The sequence below is a fragment of the Microbispora bryophytorum genome, from assembly GCF_043197435.1.
Classification (GTDB): Bacteria; Actinomycetota; Actinomycetes; order Streptosporangiales; family Streptosporangiaceae; genus Microbispora; species Microbispora bryophytorum.
The window spans coordinates 112,618-133,971 of record NZ_JBICTF010000004.1 but is presented as its reverse complement, the minus strand read 5'-3'; the positions used below and the strand labels follow the sequence as shown (position 1 = coordinate 133,971).

General features: G+C 69.8%; 22 protein-coding genes and 1 tRNA gene. 9 read left to right on the top strand and 14 right to left on the bottom strand.

What is annotated here, in order from left to right; translation table 11 throughout:
* The first annotated feature begins 270 nt into the window (after window positions 1-270).
* On the top strand, window positions 271-714 hold the full coding sequence (locus ACGFIB_RS14130; protein ID WP_393371735.1) for a hypothetical protein: 444 nt from the start codon (window positions 271-273) through the stop codon (window positions 712-714).
* Window positions 715-1,015: 301 nt separating this feature from the next.
* Window positions 1,016-3,139 carry an FAD-dependent oxidoreductase gene (locus tag ACGFIB_RS14125; RefSeq protein WP_393371732.1) on the top strand — a complete coding sequence of 708 codons (2,124 nt, stop codon included), beginning with the start codon at window positions 1,016-1,018 and terminating at the stop codon, window positions 3,137-3,139.
* 33 nt (window positions 3,140-3,172) lie between these two features.
* Here the strand turns inward: ACGFIB_RS14125 and ACGFIB_RS14120 are convergent, their stop codons facing one another.
* From ACGFIB_RS14120 to cysS, 5 genes are all read right to left on the bottom strand, one after another.
* Complete coding sequence (locus ACGFIB_RS14120; protein ID WP_393371729.1) at window positions 3,173-3,763, bottom strand: ABC-2 transporter permease; 591 nt, start codon at window positions 3,761-3,763, stop codon at window positions 3,173-3,175.
* Window positions 3,764-3,830: 67 nt separating this feature from the next.
* Window positions 3,831-4,496, bottom strand: a complete 666-nt coding sequence (locus tag ACGFIB_RS14115; protein ID WP_393371726.1) for a DUF4145 domain-containing protein — start codon at window positions 4,494-4,496, stop codon at window positions 3,831-3,833.
* Window positions 4,497-4,649: 153 nt separating this feature from the next.
* Window positions 4,650-4,725 (bottom strand) — tRNA-Thr (locus ACGFIB_RS14110).
* A gap of 51 nt (window positions 4,726-4,776) precedes the next feature.
* Window positions 4,777-5,736 carry a 23S rRNA (guanosine(2251)-2'-O)-methyltransferase RlmB gene (rlmB, locus tag ACGFIB_RS14105; protein ID WP_357249551.1) on the bottom strand — a complete coding sequence of 320 codons (960 nt, stop codon included), beginning with the start codon at window positions 5,734-5,736 and terminating at the stop codon, window positions 4,777-4,779.
* 22 nt (window positions 5,737-5,758) lie between these two features.
* Window positions 5,759-7,153: a cysteine--tRNA ligase gene (gene cysS / locus ACGFIB_RS14100; protein ID WP_142574412.1), complete on the bottom strand. Its 1,395-nt coding sequence runs from the start codon at window positions 7,151-7,153 to the stop codon at window positions 5,759-5,761.
* A gap of 346 nt (window positions 7,154-7,499) precedes the next feature.
* On the opposite strand from cysS, the gene ACGFIB_RS14095 reads away from it, so the two are divergent.
* On the top strand, window positions 7,500-9,137 hold the full coding sequence (locus ACGFIB_RS14095; RefSeq protein WP_393371722.1) for a hypothetical protein: 1,638 nt from the start codon (window positions 7,500-7,502) through the stop codon (window positions 9,135-9,137).
* A 104-nt stretch (window positions 9,138-9,241) separates the two neighbouring features.
* On the opposite strand, the gene ACGFIB_RS14090 is transcribed toward ACGFIB_RS14095, so the two are convergent.
* The 3 genes from ACGFIB_RS14090 to ACGFIB_RS14080 form a co-directional block, all read right to left on the bottom strand.
* Window positions 9,242-9,511, bottom strand: coding sequence for a GlsB/YeaQ/YmgE family stress response membrane protein (locus ACGFIB_RS14090; RefSeq protein ID WP_142574410.1), 270 nt, complete (start codon window positions 9,509-9,511; stop codon window positions 9,242-9,244).
* 192 nt (window positions 9,512-9,703) lie between these two features.
* A complete protein-coding gene (ispF, locus tag ACGFIB_RS14085; protein ID WP_142574409.1) occupies window positions 9,704-10,162 on the bottom strand; it encodes a 2-C-methyl-D-erythritol 2,4-cyclodiphosphate synthase in 459 nt (152 codons plus the stop codon).
* Window positions 10,163-10,179: 17 nt separating this feature from the next.
* Window positions 10,180-10,662 carry a CarD family transcriptional regulator gene (locus ACGFIB_RS14080; protein ID WP_030510364.1) on the bottom strand — a complete coding sequence of 161 codons (483 nt, stop codon included), beginning with the start codon at window positions 10,660-10,662 and terminating at the stop codon, window positions 10,180-10,182.
* Window positions 10,663-10,919: 257 nt separating this feature from the next.
* Between ACGFIB_RS14080 and ACGFIB_RS14075 the strand changes: the two genes are divergently transcribed.
* Window positions 10,920-11,570, top strand: coding sequence for a copper chaperone PCu(A)C (locus ACGFIB_RS14075; protein WP_357264595.1), 651 nt, complete (start codon window positions 10,920-10,922; stop codon window positions 11,568-11,570).
* A gap of 92 nt (window positions 11,571-11,662) precedes the next feature.
* Here the strand turns inward: ACGFIB_RS14075 and ACGFIB_RS14070 are convergent, their stop codons facing one another.
* Together ACGFIB_RS14070 and ACGFIB_RS14065 are read right to left on the bottom strand one after the other, a co-directional pair.
* Window positions 11,663-12,352 (bottom strand): response regulator, encoded by a 690-nt coding sequence (locus ACGFIB_RS14070; protein ID WP_191054995.1) that lies wholly within the window; start codon window positions 12,350-12,352, stop codon window positions 11,663-11,665.
* A complete protein-coding gene (locus ACGFIB_RS14065) occupies window positions 12,349-13,539 on the bottom strand; it encodes a sensor histidine kinase (RefSeq protein ID WP_393371718.1) in 1,191 nt (396 codons plus the stop codon). The genes ACGFIB_RS14070 and ACGFIB_RS14065 overlap by 4 nt, the downstream gene beginning before the upstream one ends.
* A gap of 103 nt (window positions 13,540-13,642) precedes the next feature.
* On the opposite strand from ACGFIB_RS14065, the gene phoU reads away from it, so the two are divergent.
* Together phoU and ACGFIB_RS14055 are read left to right on the top strand one after the other, a co-directional pair.
* Window positions 13,643-14,302 carry a phosphate signaling complex protein PhoU gene (gene phoU, locus ACGFIB_RS14060; RefSeq protein WP_142574407.1) on the top strand — a complete coding sequence of 220 codons (660 nt, stop codon included), beginning with the start codon at window positions 13,643-13,645 and terminating at the stop codon, window positions 14,300-14,302.
* A 118-nt stretch (window positions 14,303-14,420) separates the two neighbouring features.
* Complete coding sequence (locus tag ACGFIB_RS14055; RefSeq protein ID WP_393371715.1) at window positions 14,421-15,851, top strand: hypothetical protein; 1,431 nt, start codon at window positions 14,421-14,423, stop codon at window positions 15,849-15,851.
* Window positions 15,852-15,904: 53 nt separating this feature from the next.
* On the opposite strand, the gene ACGFIB_RS14050 is transcribed toward ACGFIB_RS14055, so the two are convergent.
* From ACGFIB_RS14050 to mshA, 3 genes are read right to left on the bottom strand one after another with little or no spacing between them, the layout of a single operon-like run.
* Window positions 15,905-16,648 carry a phosphoglyceromutase gene (locus tag ACGFIB_RS14050; protein WP_357249537.1) on the bottom strand — a complete coding sequence of 248 codons (744 nt, stop codon included), beginning with the start codon at window positions 16,646-16,648 and terminating at the stop codon, window positions 15,905-15,907.
* A 39-nt stretch (window positions 16,649-16,687) separates the two neighbouring features.
* On the bottom strand, window positions 16,688-17,173 hold the full coding sequence (locus ACGFIB_RS14045) for a type III secretion system chaperone family protein (protein ID WP_357249534.1): 486 nt from the start codon (window positions 17,171-17,173) through the stop codon (window positions 16,688-16,690).
* Window positions 17,174-17,183: 10 nt separating this feature from the next.
* Window positions 17,184-18,467: a D-inositol-3-phosphate glycosyltransferase gene (mshA, locus tag ACGFIB_RS14040; protein ID WP_409348765.1), complete on the bottom strand. Its 1,284-nt coding sequence runs from the start codon at window positions 18,465-18,467 to the stop codon at window positions 17,184-17,186.
* Between the two features lie 130 nt (window positions 18,468-18,597).
* Here mshA and ACGFIB_RS14035 point away from each other — a divergent pair, with 130 nt between their 5' ends.
* From ACGFIB_RS14035 to ACGFIB_RS14025, 3 genes are read left to right on the top strand one after another with little or no spacing between them, the layout of a single operon-like run.
* A complete protein-coding gene (locus tag ACGFIB_RS14035) occupies window positions 18,598-19,389 on the top strand; it encodes an SDR family NAD(P)-dependent oxidoreductase (RefSeq protein ID WP_393372779.1) in 792 nt (263 codons plus the stop codon).
* 40 nt (window positions 19,390-19,429) lie between these two features.
* Window positions 19,430-20,248 (top strand): class I SAM-dependent methyltransferase, encoded by an 819-nt coding sequence (locus ACGFIB_RS14030; RefSeq protein WP_357264606.1) that lies wholly within the window; start codon window positions 19,430-19,432, stop codon window positions 20,246-20,248.
* Between the two features lie 28 nt (window positions 20,249-20,276).
* Window positions 20,277-20,804: a GNAT family N-acetyltransferase gene (locus tag ACGFIB_RS14025; RefSeq protein ID WP_142574401.1), complete on the top strand. Its 528-nt coding sequence runs from the start codon at window positions 20,277-20,279 to the stop codon at window positions 20,802-20,804.
* A gap of 17 nt (window positions 20,805-20,821) precedes the next feature.
* On the opposite strand, the gene ACGFIB_RS14020 is transcribed toward ACGFIB_RS14025, so the two are convergent.
* Complete coding sequence (locus tag ACGFIB_RS14020; RefSeq protein ID WP_142574400.1) at window positions 20,822-21,340, bottom strand: O-acetyl-ADP-ribose deacetylase; 519 nt, start codon at window positions 21,338-21,340, stop codon at window positions 20,822-20,824.
* Between the last annotated feature and the right edge of the window lie 14 nt (window positions 21,341-21,354).

Sequence of the window (21,354 nt, the reverse complement as noted above, 5' to 3'; positions counted from 1 at the left end):
CGAGCGGCGTCGTCTGTAAGTCGCCCAGCGTGGGTGTGCTGTTCAACGCCACCGCGCCGGAGCTGTGGCGGCGGTTCACCCTGGCGCTTCGCCGGCACCTGGCCAAGCTCGCCGGGCTTACCCAAGGTGAACATCACCGCCGCCCAGGTGAACACCTGGCCGACACCGGGGCCTTTCTGATCGCAAGCTCTCAGCCAGACGCTCCCGTACGATCAGCTGATGTTCGAGAAGGCAGGGCGAGAGGGGGCCGGTCGCCGAGTGTGGGCGTAGATGGTCCTGGCGGTGCTTGCCTCGGCGGTGCCGTTCATGTTGGTGATCATGACCGTGAGTATCGGCACGGACCACCTGCAGATCGTCTCCTGGCGCTTCATCGGAGTCGACGCGCGATTCGGGCTCGATTTCCTCGTGGCGGGTGGTCTGCCGCTGCTCGCCCTTGCCGCAGCCGGCGCCTCCTCGCAATGGTGGCCTGCGGGGATGGCGGGCGCCACGCTCCTCGGCGCCCTGGCGACTAACCTGGTGGTCTTCCTCGGAGAGTCCTTGCGGCCATCGACGCCTGCCGACATCAGCGCGGGTAGCCAGCCGGATTTCGCTACGGGCTTCGACGGTTCAGGTGTGCCGCCGCTGCTCGCGGCTGTCGCGTGCGCAGTCGGCGCCGTAGCCCTGTCCAGGCTCCCGGCGCCTGCGGGCGAACCGTCACCGATGAGGAACGGATGACCCCAGCGCCTGTGGCCTCCTGGCGTCGGCGGCATCAAGATGTCTACGAAGTGCGGAAACGGCGCCACGACTGGTTTGCCTATCGTTCGCGATCAATGGCCTAGAAGTGCATATCGCTGCTCTCGGCTTCCTCTGGCCTGCCGCCTGCTCCCGTCGATGAGGTTCCGCAACGATCGAAGTCAATGGGTGATATCGGTAGATAACGGGCACATGCGCCTTGGGCGCCGTTTCCAGATCAACTGACCCCGGCCGGTGGCTTGGCCGGGTGAGCAGAGAGTGAACCGACATGACCAGGTACACGGTGGGTTACATCGTCGGTAGCCTTGCGACCGCCTCCATCAACCGCACCCTGGCCAAGGCATTGGTCCGCATTGCCCCGCCGGACCTGGACTTCGTGGAGATCCCGATCAAGGACCTCCCGCTGTACAGCTACGACTACGACGTCGACTACCCGGCCGAGGGCAGGGCGCTCAAGGACGCCATCGCCGCCGTGGACGCAGTGTTGTTCGTGACCCCGGAGTACAACCGCTCCATTCCCGGCGCACTGAAGAACGCCATCGACTGGGCCAGTCGCCCTTGGGGGGACAACTCATTCGCGCACAAGCCCTCTGCCGTCATCGGCGCATCCCCGGGCGCTATCGGAACCGCCGTCGCTCAGCAGAACCTGCGCAGCGTTCTCAGCTACTGCAACTCCCCGCAGATGAACGCCCCGGAGGCGTACATCCAGTTCAAACCGGGCCTGATCACCGACGCCGGCGAAGTGACCGACGCCGGCACGGCGCGTTTCCTGCATAACTTCATGGAGGAATTCCGGGCGTTCATCGTCCGCGTGCTCACGGTGCTGCCACGGTCGGCAACGGTCGAAACGGAGCCGTCCCCGTCTGGAGCAGTCAAGCCGGACGCACTGGTCGTCGGTGCCGGGCCGGTCGGATTGATGGCCGCCCACGAGCTGCTGCGCCGAGGGGTCTCGGTGAGGCTGATCGACGCCGCGACCGGTCCGGCGACGACGAGTCGGGCCGCCGTCATCCATCCTCGAACGATGGAGACCCTCGACCAGGCAGGGCTCTACGAGGAGGTCAACGCTCGCGCGGTGCAAGGCAGGGGAACCGCCTTCCACGCCGACGGGAAGCAACTGGCTTCGATGGACTCCTACTTCACCGCCTACCCGACTCGATTCAACAAGCTGCTGCTGCTCGACCAGGTGATCACGGAGCAGTTGCTGCGCACGGCGGTCGAACGGCTCGGTGGCCGGGTGGAGTGGGGTGTGCGGCTTACCGCCGTCGAGCAGGACGCCGGGACGGTGCGTGCGACCCTGGATCGAAATGGCACTACGGAGATTGTCTCGATGCCGTGGCTGGTCGGCTGCGACGGCGGCCACAGCACCGTGCGCCACCAGATCGGGTTGGAGATGAAGGGGGAATCCACGGAAACGTGGTTGATCGCCGACGCCGACATCACCTTCGCCCAGCTGGTCGAGCACGACCGGATCCGGTGGATTCGGGCCGACGGCACGTCCATGATGCTTTTTCCGCTGGTCGGCGACCGGCGGTGGCGGCTGCTGGACACCGTGGACGTCGACTACGCCGGCGATGACGCCGCCGTCGCCGAGCGTTTCGGGCGCAAGCTCAGCCGCGGCCTGGGGATCCGATCGCATGTCGAACGCCCCACCTGGGTGTCGGTGTTCAACATCCAGCAGCGTGCGGCGCCCGTCATGCAGTCCGGGCACTGCTTCCTGGCCGGTGACGCCGCCCACGTGCACAGCCCGGCCAGCGGGCAGGGCCTGAACACCGGTGTCCAGGACGCCTTCAATCTGGCCTGGAAACTTGCCGCGGTGATCAACGGCCAGGCCTCCGCCGAGCTGCTCGACACCTACAGCGTCGAGCGGGAACCGGTCGCGAAGGCCCTGCTGAAGTCGACCCGGATGGCCACACAGCTTGTCGAGCTGCGCAGCGCGGTCGTCGACGAGTACCTCCCTGCCGTGTTCGAGATAGTCAACGCCTGGCCCCCGATCTTCGAGGCCCTCAACCAGGCTCTGTTCGGCTCGATGTCCGGCCTCGGCATCGCCTATCCGACCAGCCCGCTCACGGTCCCAGACACCGACACCCTGCGACCCGGACCCGCTCCCGGGCAGCGCCTGGTACAGGTCCGCCACCCCGAAGCCGACACCGCCGGCTGGAAGAAGCTGTTCGACGCATTGCGCGATCCCACCTGGCTGGTGATCACCTCGACCACAGGCCCGGCAACCGGCGGCTCGACACCATCCCTGCCGAGCCTGGCCCGCGGCTGCCAGGTCGAAAAACCTGCCGCTGACACCCTCGGATTGGACAACGACGGGTGGGTACTCGTGCGACCCGACGGCTACCTGGCCGCCCGCGGGTACGGCCAGGACCAACTCGACCACGCCTACCATCGCCTGCCGCTGTGAACACGATCTGCCGGAGGCCGAGACTCTCGGGAATTAACTGACATCGCGCAGGGCATCGGCGGCATTGCCCATGGGCAGGACGGGGTGGAGGAAGCGGAAAAAGCCAGGGAGCAGGTCGACGGGGACGCTGCAGCCACTGGAAGACACGCCGAGCAGGATGAACAGCGTGACGGCGGCCCCTGGGAAGAACGGGCCGAGAAAGGGCACGAACCCGTACGAGGTCAGTGCCACGGCCTGCGTCAGTAGGAACAGGTACAGCAGAGCGAGCGGATGCGGCGGGATCGCGTCCATCCCGTAAGCACTCGTGAGGTAACAGGCGAGGGCGGCGACGGCGCCGCCTCCGACCATCGTGGCCATATGTGCCCGACGGCTGAAGCCCACCGCGCGCTGCATGGCGACCACCAGGAAATAGACGGGGAGGGTGCAGCCCATCAGGAGGTACAGCGGGCTGATGCCCAGGCTGTCTCCCGGCCTGGTCGAGACCAGCTCGTTGAAGGCGACGGTGGCGCCGGGTTTCTGGGCCGCGGAGGTGAAGGCCTGGCGGATGATCGTCTCCATGGCGGCGCCGTCGGCCTTGGCGCGGTACAGCTGCGGATGGTGCGGGGACGGCACGAAGGCCGCCACCGCGTCCTGGTTCAGGACGGCCGAGCGCGCCTTCGGCCGGTCGACCGATCAGTCAGGCATCCTAGATTCACTCACTGACCGGCCCCAACTCGCAAGTTGGGGCCGAGCCATTCGACGTACCTTCATCGGAAGGAGGTACGGACTCCGCCCTGCGCTGCTTGAACTCCTCGTACTGCCTCGTGAACACGTACGTATAGTTCAGGACCGCCTCCGCGAGGGTCAGAGCGTCTTCGGCATCCTGGCGTGTGATCGGTTTGCCTCCGAAGTGGGCGCCGTCATTACCGAGAGCCCGCAATCCGTGTGCCCACTCCAGTAGTCGCTTGTCGATCAAGCCTCGCTCATAAAGATCATCAAGTGCCTTGAAGGGCGTCCCCGTCGCGTTATGGCTTCGGCACACTCCCTCTATCACTCGCCTGACCATCACCGCAGTAGCGGTGTACTGACCAGCCTTGAAGCACTGCGTCGCTTCAGACAATTCCTTCCGGATCTTAAAGGGGATCGCCTGGTTAAGAGCTTTGGTGGCGCTCGGCCACATCAGTTCCGGCTGTCCCCAGTGCTGTCCAGCGTAGAGTTCTTGTAGGACCACGAAGGCCTGCGGGCATGCGCTACAGCACATGAGCGTGAAGCGACAAGGCAGCCCCTCCCCGTCGTAGTACGACACCGAGCGATCTTCCATCGCGGCTACCGGCCGCTGACAGGTCGGACAGATGGCCATGAGGAACGGGAGGCTCACCGTGTTTCCTCTCCTGGATACGGCAAAGCCTTCCAGGATAGATCCTCTCCAAGAGGGCCTACCACCGACTCCTCGACATCGTGGAGAGGTGACCGCTGTTAGCAGGACCGTTAGCAAGAGAGGCCCTCTCCGAAGCGGAGAGGGCCTCTGAGCTGGAGCCGCCTTGGGGAATCGAACCCCAGACCTTCTGTTTACAAGACAGATGCTCTGCCGATTGAGCTAAGGCGGCCTGCCACCCAGACGAGTTTAGTGGGCCGAGGGCCGTACCGTCACGGTGAAATCACCGGCGACGGTGCCGGGCGACCTCGTAGAGGGCGATCCCGGCGGCCACACCCGCGTTCAGCGACTCGGCGGCGGCGTTCATGGGGATGCGGGCGATCTGGTCGCACGCCTCCCTGACCAGGCGCGACAGGCCCTTGCCCTCCGAACCGACGACCACGACGAGCGGTTCGGACGCGAGTCCGACGTCGGCGATGTCCACCGTGGCGGCGCCGTCGAGGCCGACCACGAACAGGCCTTCCTCCCGGTACGCCTGGAGGGTCTGGGTGAGGTTCGACGCGCGGGCGACGGGGAGGGTCGCGAGAGTGCCGGCCGAGGTCTTCCAGGCGCCGGCGGTGACGCCCGCCGAGCGGCGGGACGGGACGAGCAGCCCGTGCGCGCCGAAGGCCGCCGCCGAACGCGCGATGGCACCGAGGTTGCGCGGGTCGGTCACACCGTCCAAGGCGACGATCAGCGGCACCTCGGCGGCGTCCCTGGCCAGCTCCACGAGCTGCTCGGGATGCGCGTAGTCGTACGGCGGGACCTGCAGGCCGATGCCCTGGTGGACGGTGCTCTCGGTCAGCCGGTCGAGCTTGTCCCTGCTGACCTCCAGCAGCGCGATGCCACGATCAGCCGCGATCTTGATGGCCTCGCGGACGCGGTCGTCGTTTTCGACCCGCTGCGCCACGTACAGCGCGGTGGCGGGCACGTGGGCACGCAGCGCCTCGATCACGGGGTTGCGGCCGCCGATGACCTCCGGGGCGTCCTCCCGGCGCGTACGGCTCGGCGTGCGCGAGGATGAACCCGCGCCGCCCCGGCCCTCGCGCTCGATCCGCTCGGCGCGGGCCTTGTCCTTGTACCAGTGCCGCATGTGCGCGGGTGGCGTCGCTCCCTTGCCCTCCAGGGAACGCCTGACCTTGCCACCCGAGCCCTTCGCCGGCCCCTGCCTCTTCGACGGCTTCCCTGAAGCCTTACCCGCCATGGTCTCTAGCGTAGGGCCACGCCTACTGTGCCAGCTCCCACCGCGGGCCCTGCGGGGTGTCCTCCACGACGATCCCGGCCGCCGCGAGCTGGTCGCGGATCGCATCGGCCGCCGCATAGTCCTTGCGGGCGCGCGCGGCCTGCCGCTGCTCCAGCGCCACGGCCACGAGCGCGTCCACGACCTCGCGGAGCCCCGAGTCGCCGGTCGTACGCCACTGCGGCGACCTGGGGTCGAGGCCGAGCACGTCGAGCATGTTCTGCGTCTCGGCGAGCAGCCGGGCGACCTGCTCCTTGTTGCCCTGCGCCAGCGCGACGTTACCCTCGCGGACCACCTCGTGGACCACGGCGAGCGCCTGTGAGACGTTCAGGTCGTCTTCCATCGCGTCGACGAACGCCTGGGGCAGCGGTGCGGCGGCGTCCACGTCGTGGATCACCTCGGCGGCCCGCGTGACGAACCCCTCGATCCGGCGGTATCCGGCCGCCGCCTCCTGGAGCGCCTCGTCGGAGTAGTCGATCGCCGAACGGTAGTGCGCCGCGACCAGGTAGTAGCGCAGCTCGACCGCGCGCACCTTGCGCAGCATGTCGGGGATCAGCAGCGAGTTGCCGAGCGACTTGCTCATCTTCTCGCCGCCGAGCTTGAGCATGCCGTTGTGCAGCCAGTAACGCGCGAAGCCGTCGCCCGCCGCCTGCGACTGGGCGATCTCGTTCTCGTGGTGCGGGAAGATCAGGTCGACGCCGCCGCCGTGGATGTCGAAGGTTCCGCCGAGATACTTGGTCGCCATGGCCGAGCACTCCAGGTGCCAGCCGGGGCGGCCTCGGCCCCACGGCGTCGGCCAGGTGGGCTCACCGGGCTTGGCGCCCTTCCACATCGCGAAGTCGCGCGGGTCGTGCTTGAGCGAGTCGGTGTCCGTGTCGGCGGCCGCCCGCATGTTCTCCAGCTTCTGGTTGGAGAGCTTGCCGTAACGATCCGCGTAGGACACCACGTCGAAGTAGACGTCGCCGCCCGACGCGTACGCGTGTCCCTTGTCGATCAGCCGCCGCATCAGCTCGACCATCTCGGGCACGTGCCCCATCGCACGCGGCTCGACGGTCGGCGGCAGGCAGCCGAGCTGGTCGTACGCCCAGGTGAAGGCGCGCTGGTTGCGCTCGGACACGACGAACCAGGGAACGTCCTCCTGGGCGGCGACCCTGATGATCTTGTCGTCGAGATCGGTGACGTTGCGGCAGAAGGTGACGTCGTAGCCCTGTCGCATCAGCCACCGGCGGAGAACGTCGAAGTTCACCCCGGACCTGATGTGCCCGATATGCGGCGGAGCCTGAACGGTCGCACCACACAGATACATCGAAACCCGGCCAGGCTCGACCGGTACGAATTCACGGACCGTACGCGTGCTGGTGTCGTAGAGGTGCAGGCTCACGAAGGCAAGGCTAACGCCTGACGGCATGGCACAGGGCTACTTGGGCGCCTGTGAACGGCATAGTGTGGCCGATCATGGAAACTTTTGACACATAAGTCCCGATACAACCTGAAACAAAACCCGTAACGGTCCGTACGGCAAACCGTGCGGGCTGCACCATGCCTGGCCAGGCGTGGGCGGACACGCAGCGTCGCCGGCCACCGTGGGCGCCGCGACTCACCGGGCCGGCCCGGGCCGGCCCGGACGGGGCCGGAGATTCCCGGCGGACTCCCCGGTTCCGACACGAAACAGGTGATCACGCGGGTAGTGATCGATGGTCACTCCGATTCTGTAGGCTCGAAACGCCATGGACGTGACTCCCCCCGGCGCGGCAGGCACGGCCTCCCGCCCGTCCCGAAACACCCCCTCCGGAATCCCGCTGGTGCTGCGCCGCCTGGCCATCGGCCTCGCGGGCGCCGCCCTCGCAGTGCTCGCGGGGGTCGCCTGCGCGCTGTCCTTCGACGACCTGCGGGCTCTGGCCGTCTCCGGGCGCGCCGAGCCGCGGCTCGACTACCTGTATCCCGCGGCGTTCGACATTCTGCTGGTCGTCGCCCTGGTCAGCGTGCCGTTGCTGCGGGCCGCGCGATTCCTGGTCCGGTTACAGGCGGGCTTCGTCCTGCTCCTGCTCCTGGCGTCTGCCGCCGCCGCGAACGCCGCGACCGCCGTCGGCGTCTCCTTCGACCCCGACGCCTCCGCTCTCGTCGTCGCGTTGTCGCCCTGGGTGATGCTCACCATGGGGCTATGGTTGCTGCTGCTCCTGTTGAAGCACGTGCGCACCAATCGGGCCGACCTGGACGACGACTCCGACGACGACTCCGATGATGGCTCCGGCGACGACCTGGTGCCCTTCGACGGCTCGCGCGAACCCCGGACCAGCGTCACCGCCCCCTATCCGGTGGCCGTGCGGGAGCGCCCCACGCCCGCGCACACCGTCATCGAGGAGCACGGCGCGCCGCCCCTGCAGCCGGTTCCCGAAGCCGTGGCACCCCCCGGCTACGTCCCCCCGCTGCCGGTCAGCCCGGTCTCCGAGACCGTCGCGCCACCCGAGTACGCTCCGCCGCTGCCCGTCACCCCTCCGCAGGCCGAGGGCGAGGCCGGACCGCGCGCCGTCACCCCCGACACCGACGAGGACGGCGTACGGCTATCGCCCGAGGCGATCCCGGAAACCGTCCCCGGGATCGAACCTGGGCCCGAGACCGAACCCGGGACCGGGACCGGGTCCGAATCTGGGGCGAATCCGGACCAGGCGCCGGACGAGCCCGAGGCCCTGCCCATCGTGACTCCCACGGCGGCGCCCGGCACCCCGCCCCTCGCGGAGCAGGCCGATCCGGTCGTGACGGAACCGGTCGTGACGGAACCGGCCGTGACGGAACCGGCCGTGACGGAACCGGCCGTGACGGAACCGGTCGTGATAGAGCCGGCCGTGACGGAGCCGACCGCTGAGACGGCCACGGACGAGCGCGCCCGTGACGCGGAGCCCGTCGCCGCCGAGGCGCCCGCCGAGCCCGCTCCGCAGGCGCCTTCTTCCGCCGCAACGGGTGACCGCCCGGCGCAGCCCCGCCGCAACCGTCCCGTGCGCTGGGGCGACCTGGTACGGCCGCACACCGGTGACGTCCTCGTGCACCCCCGCCCCCAACCGGACGAGCCCGCCGCGGCAGAGCCGGAGCGGCCCGATGACGAGGCGGGCATCGACACCCAGCCCCTCCGTCAGATCAGGGATGTGCCGGACCCCGCCCACACGCCGGACCCCGCCCACCCTTCGGACTGCGCCGACCCGGTCGAGCAGGACGGAAGGCACGGGCCGCACGCCGCGGAAGACGGCCGTCACGGCGCGCCGGAAGCCGGTGACACCGAAGAGGGCATCGGGGAGGCCGGCGGGGAGGGAACGGTGCCGATGGCGCCTCCGTCGGGCCGGATGCGCAGCACACCGCGCCCGCCCGCCTGAGCCGGGCCCTCCGTACACGCGCAGGCCCGCCCGGCTGGGAAGCCGGACGGGCCTGCGCGCTATTGGGGGGTGAGAGCGGGGGGCCGCCCCACCGAGCGAGTGCCTTACACTCGCGACCCTCGCCTGAGGCCGGCAACGATGCCGACACCCACGACGGCCAGTACGACCTGCATGACCAGTTCGATCCAGTCGATGCCATCCGTCGTGGACACGCCCATGACCTGGGCGATCGCGGTACCGATGAGCGCCGCCACGATACCGACGACGATCGTCAGGATCCAGCCGATCGGCTGCCGACCGGGCAGGAACAGACGGCCCAGAGCGCCGATGACCGCACCGATGACGATGGCGCCGAGAATGGACTCGATTGTCATATCGACCTCCCGATGAGGGTGACCCTTTCATCCTCGGACTGTGGGATACCCCACGGAAGGGAAATATGCGCCCCATGAAAGAAAAAAGAGGGCGGCGGCTCGATTCCGCGCCTTGGTTCGAGCCGCCGCCCACGTGCTAGTGAGACGCGCCGGGCCTCATCCAGGTTGGCATGTCCGATTGGAACGGAACATTCATGCCGGAAGGATCACGGCGGTCGCGATGGCCGCCACGCCCTCACCCCGGCCGGTGAGCCCGAGACCGTCGGTCGTGGTGGCGCTGACGCTCACCGGCGCCCCGGCGGCGGCCCCGAGGGCCTTCTCCGCCTCCGCGCGGCGAGGTGCGACCTTTGGACGGTTCCCGATGATCTGGACGGCCAGGTTGCCGATCTCGAATCCGGCCGCCCGCACCTGGCGGGCCGCCTCCTCCAGGAGAGTGACGCCCGCGGCGCCCGCCCAGCGGGGATCGGAGGTGCCGAAGAGGGCGCCCACGTCTCCGAGCCCGGCGGCCGACAGCAGCGCGTCACAGCACGCGTGCGCCGCCGCGTCGCCGTCGGAGTGACCGGCCAGCCCGGTCTCGTCCGGCCAGAACAGTCCGGCGAGGTGGAGCTCCCTACCGGACGCGAAAGGGTGGACATCGACCCCGATGCCCACCCTTGGCGATGTGATGTTCAGGAGTTCAGCACCTCGTCGAGCAAGGCCTCCGCCTTGTCCTCGTTGGTCTTCTCGGCCAGCGCGAGCTCGCTGACGAGGATCTGGCGCGCCTTGGCGAGCATGCGCTTCTCACCGGCGGACAGGCCGCGCTCCTTGTCGCGCCGCCACAGGTCGCGCACCACCTCGGCCACCTTGTTGACGTCCCCCGACGCCAGCTTCTCAAGGTTGGCCTTGTAGCGGCGGGACCAGTTGGTGGGCTCCTCCGTGTGCGGCATGCGCAGAACGTCGAACACCCGCTCGAGTCCCTCTTGGCCGACGACGTCGCGCACCCCGACGAGCTCGGCATTTTCCGCTGGTACCTGTACGGTCAGGTCGCCCTTGTCGACCTTCAGCACCAGGTAGGTCTTTTCCTCACCCTTGATGGTTCGGGTCGTGATGGCCTCGATCCGAGCAGCCCCATGGTGGGGGTAGACGACAGTGTCGCCGACCTGGAAAGTCATGTGACGAGTACCCCTTCCGCTGTACTCCAGGGTACCACGCGGTTACCGCCTCCCGGAACAGTGAAAGAAACATAACTGCAGGTCAAAGCCCCGTTTTGGGGCTTGACAAGCCACTCACTCTGTGAATCGGCAGAGGAGACATGCGGGATGACCTGCGCTGCTGCGGCGCGTGGACCGGGAGCCGACGCCGGACCGGTGACCGGCGCGGATAAGGTGATTGCTGCCCATACACGTGCGTACCAAGGAGACCTCGAACCGTGACCAGCAGCAGCCGTCGCAGGGCGATCGCCGTTGCCGCGCTCCTCGCCGCCGCCATCCCTGCGCTGGCCGCGTGTGGCGCCGGTTTCGACGCCAACACCAATGTGCCGTACGCCCCGAACGAAGCGGGCGTCCTCTACGACGGCGACGGCCCCGGCAAGGCCTACGGCAAGAACGGCATCATGATCCCGCAGGCGTTCGTCCTCGGGCCGGACTCCGGCCAGCAGCTCGCCACCGGCGGGTCGGCGCCGGTCTACCTGACTCTCCTGAACAGCACGGGGACCGCCGACCAGCTCATCAGCATCGTCCCCGAGGAGCAGCTGGCCACGTCGGTCAAGGTGCAGAGCCCCATCAACCTTCAGCCGGGCACGCTCGCCGGCACCCCCGGTGTCACGATCGACGGTCTGAAGACGGCGCTGCGCGGCGGCGAGAGCATCAAGCTCACGCTCCAGTTCCAGAACGCCGGCGACGTCGCGCTCACCGTGCCGGTCGTCGCCCGCAGCCGCGAGTTCGCGACGCTGCCGCCCGCGCCGACGGCCCTTCCCGTGGCCTCGCCGCTCGCCACCGGCAGCCCGGCTCCGTCGGATGCCGCCATCCCGGAGACCACCGAGGCCACTCCCTCCGAGTCGCCCGCCACGAACGCCGGTTGACGGCCGTGTAGACGCGTAGAAGCCCCTGTCCTGCCGGACAGGGGCTTCCTCGTTCGGGACGGGCCCCGCGGGCCGTACGGGCCCGTACGGGCTCACTCGTCGGCGGGGTCGAACTTGTAGCCGAGGCCGCGCACCGTGAGGATGCAGCGGGGGTTGGACGGATCGGCCTCGACCTTGGCCCGCAGCCGCTTCACGTGCACGTCGAGCGTCTTGGTGTCGCCCACATAGTCGGCGCCCCAGACCCGGTCGATGAGCTGGCCGCGGGTGAGCACCCGTCCGGCGTTGCGCAGCAGCACCTCGAGGAGCTCGAACTCCTTCAACGGGAGCTGCACCTGCTGGCCGCGTACGGCCACGATGTGCCGGTCGACGTCCATGCGGACCGGTCCCCCGGCCAGGACGGCCGACTCCATCTCCTCGACGTCGCCCTGCCTGCGCAGCACCGCGCGGATGCGCGCCACCAGCTCGCGGGACGAGAACGGCTTGGTCACATAGTCGTCGGCGCCCAGCTCCAGGCCGACGACCTTGTCGATCTCGCTGTCCTTCGCGGTCAGCATGATCACAGGCACCTTGGAACGCTGCCGCAGCGAGCGGCACACCTCGGTTCCGGGCAGGCCCGGGAGCATCAGGTCGAGCAGGACGAGGTCGGCGCCGTTGCGGTCGAACGCGTCCAGCGCGTCGGGGCCGGTGGTCGCCACCGCGACCTCATACCCCTCTTTCCTGAGCATGTACGACAAGGCATCCGAGAACGACTCCTCGTCCTCGACGACGAGTACCCGAGTCACTTAGCGGCCTCCTGGGGAATGGTCGTGCTTGGTACGGGGACCGCCTGACCGCCGAACGCGGGAAGGCGAAGAGTGAAGGTCGAACCGGAGCCCTCTTTGCTCCACACCGCGACCTCTCCGCCATGGGCGACGGCCACGTGTTTGACTATCGCGAGGCCGAGCCCGGTGCCGCCGGTGGCCCGGGACCTGGCCGGGTCGACGCGGAAGAACCGCTCGAAGATGCGCTCCTGGGCGCCTTCCGGGATGCCGATGCCCTGGTCGCTGACGCTCAGCTCGACGGCGTCCCCGGCCGGTCTGGCGCTGATCACGACGCGGGTGTGCTCGGGGCTGTAGGCCACGGCGTTGTCGATGAGGTTGCGCAACGCGGTGACGAGAAGCTCCTCGTCGCCCCAGACCTTCAGGCCCTCCGCGCCGCCCGCGACGAGCGTGATGTCCTTCGCCGACGCCTTCGTGTTGCACCGGTCGATCGCCTCGTGGACGGTCTCGTCCACGGGCACCTGCTCGGGCGCCGGAATGGGCTCACCACCCTGGATCCGCGACAGCGTGATCAGGTCCTGCACCAGGTAGGTCAGGCGCGCGGCCTCGTGCTGCATCCGGCCGGAGAACCGCTTCACGGCCTCGGGGTCGTCGGCCGCGTCCTGGACGGTCTCGGCGAGCAGGCTCAGCGCGCCGACCGGCGTCTTGAGCTCGTGGCTCACGTTGGCGACGAAGTCCCTGCGCACGGCCTCGACCCGCTGCCGCTCGGTCTGGTCCTCGGCGAGCACGAGCACCTGTCCGTGGGAGCCGAGCGGAGCGACCCGCACCGCGAACGACGTGGACTCCTGCCCGAACTTGCGGCCGGCGGTCTCGATCTCGCTCTCGCGGATCTCGCCGTCCCTGCGGACCTTCCTGGCCAGCGCGAGCAGTTCGGCGGCCATGAGGGACTCCCCGCGTACGAGACCGAAGGCGCGCGCGGCCGAACTGGCACGCAGCACCCGGTCCTCGCGGTCGAGGACGACCGCCGAGGAGGGCAGCACGGCGAGCACCGACGCCACCCCCGGTGGAAGGCCGTCGTCCACCGATTCCGGTGCACGGGGCTTGTCCGCCTGCCGTCGGATCGCGAGCATGACGAAGGAGCCGAGGACGAATCCGCCCATCGCCGCCAGGCTCGCCAGCAACTCGTTCACATTCAGCAGCCTAGGCGGCATTTCCGGTTCTTCCACCTGCCCGACCTGGCACGACGCCCTGTTTCCGGAAAAGTTCATCCGGCGGTCGGGATTCGTTCACGGACGCGCGCGTAGCGTGGCGGCCATGCGCGACGCCTATCACGAAGAGCTTGCGGCCCTGACCGACCGCCTGGTGGAGATGACCCGCCTGGTGCGGTCGGCCATGTCGAGGGGCACGACCGCCCTGCTCGACGCCGACCTGCAGCTGGCGGAGAGCGTCATCTCGCAGGACAACGAGGTCGACCGGCTGCACCAGGAGCTCGAGGCCTCGATCTTCGAGCTGATGGCCCTGCAGCAGCCGGTGGCGGTCGACCTGCGTGCCGTCATCACCGCCCTGCGGATGGCCGCCGACCTGGAGCGGATGGGCGACCTGGCCGAGCACATCGCCAAGCTCGCCCGGATGCGCCACCCCGAGTCCGCCATCCCGGCAGCGCTGCGTGACACGTTCGTCGAGATGGGCGCCATCGCCGAGAACCTGATCACCAAGGCGGGCAGCTGCATCGCCTCCCGCGACATCGAGCTCGCCAAGGAGCTTGAGGAGGACGACGACGCGATGGACCGCCGTCACCGCCGGCTGTTCCGCATCCTGCTCTCCAAGGACTGGGAACACGGCATCGAGGCCGCCATCGACATCACGCTGGCCGGCCGCTACTACGAGCGGTACGCCGACCACGCCGTACGCGTCGCCCGCGACGTCGTGTACCTCGTCACGGGTACGCGCGACGTGGACGCCATCCCCGGCTGACGCGGCGGCGTACAGGGGCGCGAAAGCCCCGGTCCTCGGGGGGCCGGGGCTTTCGTCTGCCCCTCGAATCGCCGGACTGTGAGTTGTTTGTCGCACGTGCCGAATAGTCTTCGCTCCTGTGCCGAGACGATCATGGGTCCTCTGGGCGGCGGCGACGCTGACCGCCGCGGTTCCTTCCCTCTTCTTCTGGGTCATATGGACCCTGACCGGCGACTACGGCAGCCGGAGCTACCTGTCGATGTCCTCGGGCTCCTGCCTCGGGTGGGACATCTACGTTCAGGTCTCCCCCTGGGCCTATCCCGTCAAGGCCTTTCCCCTCTTCTCGTACGGCGGTGCACCGCTGATCGTCCTGGGCTTCGCGGGCTGGTGTCTGAGCCTGCGAAGCGGGCGGACGGGACTGGGCAGGATGATCGGCCGTTGCGTGGCCGTCGTCCTGCTCGTCCTCAACCTCCCCGACCTCCTGCTTCCCACGCTGGACGCGGCGCTCGGCCCCGCGTGCACGCAGATCTGGGGGCCGCCCGAGCTGCTGTCCCAGCAGTTCGCGTGGGGGCTCTACGACTGCGTTCCGCCGATCCTCGTCCTGCTCGCCGTACGCGCTCCCCGGCGCGCGTTCGTGCGCCGGGGACCGGTCGTCCGTACGGCGGCGGGCGTCCTGGCGGTGACCGCGGTCGTCCTGCTCCCGGCGGCGTCGGCCCCGCCCGGGAAGGTGAGCGCGCAGTGGGAACTCGGTTGTCCCGGATTCGGCGACGACACGGCCACGAGGTTGAACTCGGCGGAGAAGGACTTCCTCTGCACGGTCCGCGGCTACGACCGCCCGTACGACTCGGGCGTGGAGGGGTGGGACGAGGTCTCCGACCAGGACGTCCTGGCCCAGGGACGCCACCTGTGCGCGCTGGCGACCCGGCGTGGAGGCGATATCGCCGCACGCGCCGTCAGCGAGGCGCCACAGGCGTCCCTGGCGGGTGCGCTGCCGAGCCTGTGCCCGGCCGTGGCCCGCGCGCAGCAGGCGGAGGCCGACCGGCGGCAGGCGGAGTCGGACGCGTACGTCGCGCAGAAGGAGCGGGCCTGCGCGGCGCATCCCCGGCACCGCCCGAAGATCGAGCCCGTACGGCAGCGCCGGGCCACGCTGTGGACGGAGTTCTGGACCATCGACGGGTGGGAGGACGGCTACGAGGGCAATCCTCCGGACCTGGTGGAAGAGCTGGTGGGAAGCGGCCGGGGCACACTGGCGATCTGGGCGGCCGACGAGATCGGACACGCGTGTGTGACCGTCGAGTCCTACACGCGGCGCCCGCCACTGGAGACGAGAGGCTGGGAGGAGGTGGTCGAGGTGGGCTACGAGAGCCCGACCGGGTCCCTGGAACTGGTGGACGGCGACGGCACGAGCCTGAAGGGGCTCACCACGCGCGGCCCGGGTTCCTACCGGGTCAGGGTCCACCTGCGCGGGCGCGAGCTCGTGACCCAGACGGTCGACGCTCCGGACGGCGCCGTCGAACTCCTGGTCCAGGTGTTCCCCGGCACCGCGAAGAAGCCGGTCGTCTACAAATGACCGAAGGCCGCGCCCCAGCAGTGGGACGCGGCCTTCGTGAGAAACGTGAGAAGTTACTTCTTGCCCTGGTTGGCGACGGCCTCGATGGCGGCCTTGGCAGCCTCCGGGTCGAGGTACTCGCCCTTGCCGACCGGGCGGAAGTCGGCGTCCAGCTCGTAGCGCAGCGGGATGCCGGTCGGGATGTTCAGGCCCGCGATGTCCGCGTCGCTGATGCCCTCCAGGTGCTTGACCAGCGCGCGCAGGGAGTTGCCGTGCGCCACCACCAGCACGTCGCGACCGGCCGCCAGGTCGGGGACGATCTCGTCGTACCAGTACGGCAGCATGCGCCCGACGACGTCCTTGAGGCACTCGGTGCGCGGCACCAGCTCCGAGGGCAGCAGGGAGTAGCGGCCGTCGCCGACCTGGGAGTACTCGTCGTCGTCGGCGATCGGCGGCGGCGGCACGTCGTAGGATCGGCGCCACAGCATGAACTGCTCGTCGCCGAACTCCGCGCGGGTCTGGGCCTTGTCCTTGCCCTGGAGCGCGCCGTAGTGGCGCTCGTTCAGCCGCCAGGAGCGCTTGACCGGGAGCCACAGCAGGTCGGCCGCCTCAAGCGCGATGTTGGCGGTCCTGATGGCCCGGGTGAGCACCGAGGTGTGCACCACGCCGGGCCGGATGCCGGCCTCCAGGAGCAGCTCACCGCCGCGCCGCGCCTCCTCCTCGCCGGTCGGCGAGAGGGTGACGTCCACCCAGCCGGTGAACAGGCCTTTGACATTCCATTCGCTCTCGCCGTGCCGCAGCAGCACCAAAGTCGCCATGCGGCCAATCCTATCGGCGTGTAGCAGACGTCCCGTTGGTCAGGACTCGACCACCCGCGCGAAGGCCTGGAGGTTGGCCAGCGACTCGCCGCGCTTGACCCGCCACTCCCACTCGCGCCTGATGGACGTCGCGAAGCCCAGCTCGAGGGCGCGGTCGAACGACTCGTCCGAGTAGGTGAGGACGCAGCCGAGGACACGGTCGATCTCCTCCTCGGTCACCGCGTCCAGCGGCAGCCGGCCGACCAGGTGCACGTCGCCCGTGTCGTCGACGGCGAAGTGAACGCCGTACATGGAGCCGTTCTTGTGGAGCAGCCAGCGGTAGAACTCGGCGTGGTTCTCGTCGGGCTGCCGGCAGAAGAACGCCTCGACGTTGAGCGCCTGGTCGCCGATGACGAGCCAGGTCAGCGTGGCGAGCTTGTGCTGGCCCGGCAGTTTGACCAGGAACGCGCCCGGCTTCGGCCGTTCGTAGGACAGCTCGGCGGACTCCAGCGCCGACGCGATGACGGCTTCCAGATCCGGTCTCATACCGCCCACCCTACGAGTTGACCGCGATGGGGGTCTGGTGGAGCTGGGCCATGGCGCCGGCGTACACGTCGGCCAGCCGGGCGGCGGTCGCCGACCAGCCGAACGCGGTGGCGTGCTGCACGGCGTTGGCGGCCAGCTCGGCGAGCCGGTCCGGGCGCCGGGCCAGCACGGCGAGCTCGCGCGCCCAGTCGTGCGGGTCGTGCCCCGCCACCAGCACGCCGGACATGCCGTCCTTGACGGCCGTGCGCAGGCCGCCGACCGCCGCCGCGACGACGGGTGTGCCGCACGCCTGCGACTCCAGCGCGACCAGCCCGAACGACTCGTTGTAGGAGGGCACAACGGTCACGTCGGCGGCGCGATACCAGTCGGCCAGCTCCGGCTGCGGCGCGGGCGGCGCGAGCCGTACGACGTCGGCGATGCCCAGCTCGGCCGCGAGGTCGCTGAGCAGGGAGGGACGGGCGAGACCGTTGCCGCTGGGCCCGCCCACGCAGGCCACGACGAGCCGCGACCGCAGCGAGGGGTCCTCCACGAGCATCCGGGCGGCCGCCCTGAGCAGGACGTCGGGGGCCTTGAGCGGCTGGATGCGGCCCACGAACAGCAGCACGTGGGCGTCCTGCGGCAGGCCGAGGCGGCGGCGCGCGGCGCCCTTGGACCCGGGCTGGAAGACGGCGAGGTTCACGCCGGGGTTGACGACCGCCACCCGCTCGCGCGGCGCGCCGTACAGGCTGATCAGCTCCTCGGCCTCGGCGGCGGTGTTGGCGACCAGGCGGTCGGCGACCTCCACGACCTGCTCCTCGCCGAGCACGCGCATCGCCGGCTCGGGCTTGTCGCCCTCGGCGAGCAGCGCGTTCTTCACCTTGGCCATGGTGTGCATGGTGTGCACGAGCGGCACGCCCCAGCGTTCCTTGGCCAGCCAGCCCACCTGGCCCGACAGCCAGTAGTGCGAGTGGATGACGTCGTACCGGCCGGGGTCGTACATCGCCTCCGTGCGCAGCACACCGGACAGGAAGCCGCACAGCTGCCCCGGGAGATCGGCCCGGTCGAGCTCCTCGTACGGCCCCGCGGTCACGTGGCGCACGAGCACGCCCGGACTCAGCTCGGCGACCGGAGGCAGGTCGCGGGCGGTGCGACGGGTGAAGATCTCCACCTCGATGCCCAGCGCCGCGAGACGTTTGGCCACTTCGAGGATGTAGACGTTCATGCCGCCCGCGTCCCCGGTGCCCGGTTGGTCCATCGGGGACGTGTGCACGCTGATGGTCGCGACGCGGTTGACCCGACGCCGTAACACCGACACCCGAACCACCTCCGAGAGGGTTATAACTACGGAAATCATCACTGGATTCCCCGACATAGGTGAGACCGGGGGCCCCTGAGAGGATGTCGCCTGCCGATCGAGGCGATGTGGAAGGACGATGGCGGTGACGATGACCAATCCCGCGGCGACCAATCCCGCGGCGACCAGCCCCGCGGTCAGGACCGCGGTGGTGACCGGCGCGAGCAGCGGCATCGGCGAGGCGACGGTCCGCCGGCTCGCCGCGGAGGGATACCGGGTCGTGGCGGCGGCGCGACGGCGGGACCGGCTCGACAAGCTCGCGGCCGAGGTGCCCGGCGTGCGCCCGGTGACGCTGGACGTGACCGATCAGGCGTCGGTGGACGCCCTGGCCGCCTCGCTGGAGCGCTGCGACGTCCTGGTGAACAATGCGGGCGGCGCGTTCGGGCTCGAGTCGGTGGCCGAGGGCCGGGTGGACGACTGGCAGCGGATGTTCGACGTGAACGTGCTCGGCTCCCTGCGCATGACCCGGGCCCTGCTGCCGAAGCTCATCGAGTCGGGAGACGGCGTGCTGGTGATGCTCACCTCGACGGCCGGGCTCGTGTCGTACGAGGGAGGCGGCGGCTACTGCGCGGCCAAGCACGCCCAGACTTCGATGACCGAGACCCTCCGTCTGGAGCTGTGCGGCGACCCGGTGAGGGTCGTCGAGATCGCGCCGGGCATGGTGCGGACCGAGGAGTTCGCCGTGACCCGCTTCCGTGGCGACGCCGAGCGTGCCGCCAAGGTCTACGAGGGCGTCCCCGACCCGCTGAGCGCCGACGACGTCGCCGACGTGATCGCCTTCGCCGTGACCCGCCCGTCGCACGTGAACATCGACAGGCTGGTCGTCCGGCCGCGCGCGCAGGCCGCCCAGCACAAGGTGCACCGGGTCGCTCCGGCCACATGAGCGCCGGGTATACGAGCGCCGTGTGCATGAACGCGGGGACATGAGACCGGTCCGGCCCGGCCGTCCCGTGGGGACGGTCACGCGCGGCACCACCGGGCACAACCGGTTGCGCCGCTGCGACCGCTGGATCGCCGCCGTGCACGGCCCGCTGCTGCGCTCGGCCCCGGCGGGCGCGGCGCCGCTGGTGGTGGACCTCGGCTACGGCGCGTCCCACACCACGACGACCGAGCTGTTCACGCGGCTGCGCCGGGTCTGCCCCACGGTCGAGGTGGTGGGCCTGGAGATCGCCCCCGAGCGGGTCGCGGCGGCCAAGCCGTACGAGCGGGAGGGCCTGTCGTTCGTCAGGGGCGGCTTCGAGCTGCCGACCCCCCGCCCCCCGATGATCGTGCGTGCCTTCAACGTGCTGCGGCAGTACGGCGAGGCCGAGGCGTGGGAGCACTGGGACCGGCTGCGGGCCGGTCTGCACCCCTCGGGCGTGCTCGTCGAGGGCACCTGCTCGGAGGTCGGCCACCGGGCGACCTGGGTGGCGCTCGGCGCCGAAGGGCCGCGCACGCTCACCTTCGCGGCCCGGTTCACCAACTTCGAACGCCCTTCCGATCTGGCCGAGCGCCTGCCCAAGACGCTGATCCACCGCAACGTCCCGGGCGAGCGCGTCCACGCGTTGCTGGCGGACTGGGACCGCGCCTGGGCGACCTGCGCCTCCTTCGGCGCGTACGGCACGCGGCAGCGCTGGATCAGGGCGGCGGAGCTGCTGGCGCGCGACTGGCCGGTGGTGGTGACGCCGCCGACCGGCGGCCCCGGCCGCTGGCGGCTCGGCGAGCTGACCCTGCCCTGGAGCAGCGTCTCCCCCCGCGATTGACGGCGGGGGCGGTTGATAGCGTCCCGGCATGCGCTTCGTCCTCGACCCGCAGATGACCCCCGAGCTCTTCGAGGAGCTCCTGAGCTGCTGGGCGGAGGTGACCAACGCGAACGGAGCGGTGGGTTTCGTGCCGCCCGTGACGCCGGACGACGTCAGGCCGACGGCCGACAGGGCGTTCGCCCGCACCCGCTCCGCCGCGGGGCCGCAGGCCCCCGACAGCCTCCTCGCCGGGTTCGGTGACGACGGCACCGTGGGCGCCTGGCTCATCCTGGGCGACAACGGCTCGGGCCTGCGGGCGCACTGGCGATGGCTGCTGCGGGTCATGGTCCACCCCAAGCACCAGGGCAAGGGGCTCGGCAGGGCGCTGCTGCTCGCCGCCGACGACGCCGCCAGGTCGCTCGGCCTGGAGGCGTTGCAGCTCACGTGCCGCGGCGGCACCGGGGTCGACCGCTTCTACGCGAGCGTGGGCTACCGGGAGGTCGGCCGGGTGCCCCGCTCGATCCGGGTGGCCCCCGGTGACGACCGCGACGAGATCTACATGCTCAAGTGGCTGTGAAAGTTTTGGCCTAATGCTTATCCGATGTCCTGTAGGGCCGATTCGAACACCGCATAGGCTGCGGTACTGAACAGCACGAAGCGCACCTCTTCCACCACGGTCGGGGCGGCCTGCCGTATCGCGCCGATCGCGATGCGGGCGGCGTCCTCGACCGGCCACCGGTAGATCCCCGTGGAGATCGCGGGGAACGCCACCGTGCCGGCGCCCAGCGTGTCGGCGACGACGAGCGACTCCCGATAGCAGGAGGCGAGCAGATGGGATCGGTCCTCGCTCCGCGAGTACACGGGCCCGACCGTATGGATCACCCATCGCGCGGGCAGGCGCCCCGCGGTGGTGGCGACGGCCTGACCGGTCGGCAGTCCCCTGCCGTACCGGGACGCGCGCAGCGCCCGGCACTCCTCAAGGATCTCCGGGCCGCCGCGCCGGTGGATGGCGCCGTCCACCCCTCCGCCGCCCATCAGGGACGAGTTGGCCGCGTTGACGATCGCGTCCACCCGCTGCTCGGTGATGTCGCCCTCGACCAGAACGATTTTCATGTCTCCTACCTCTC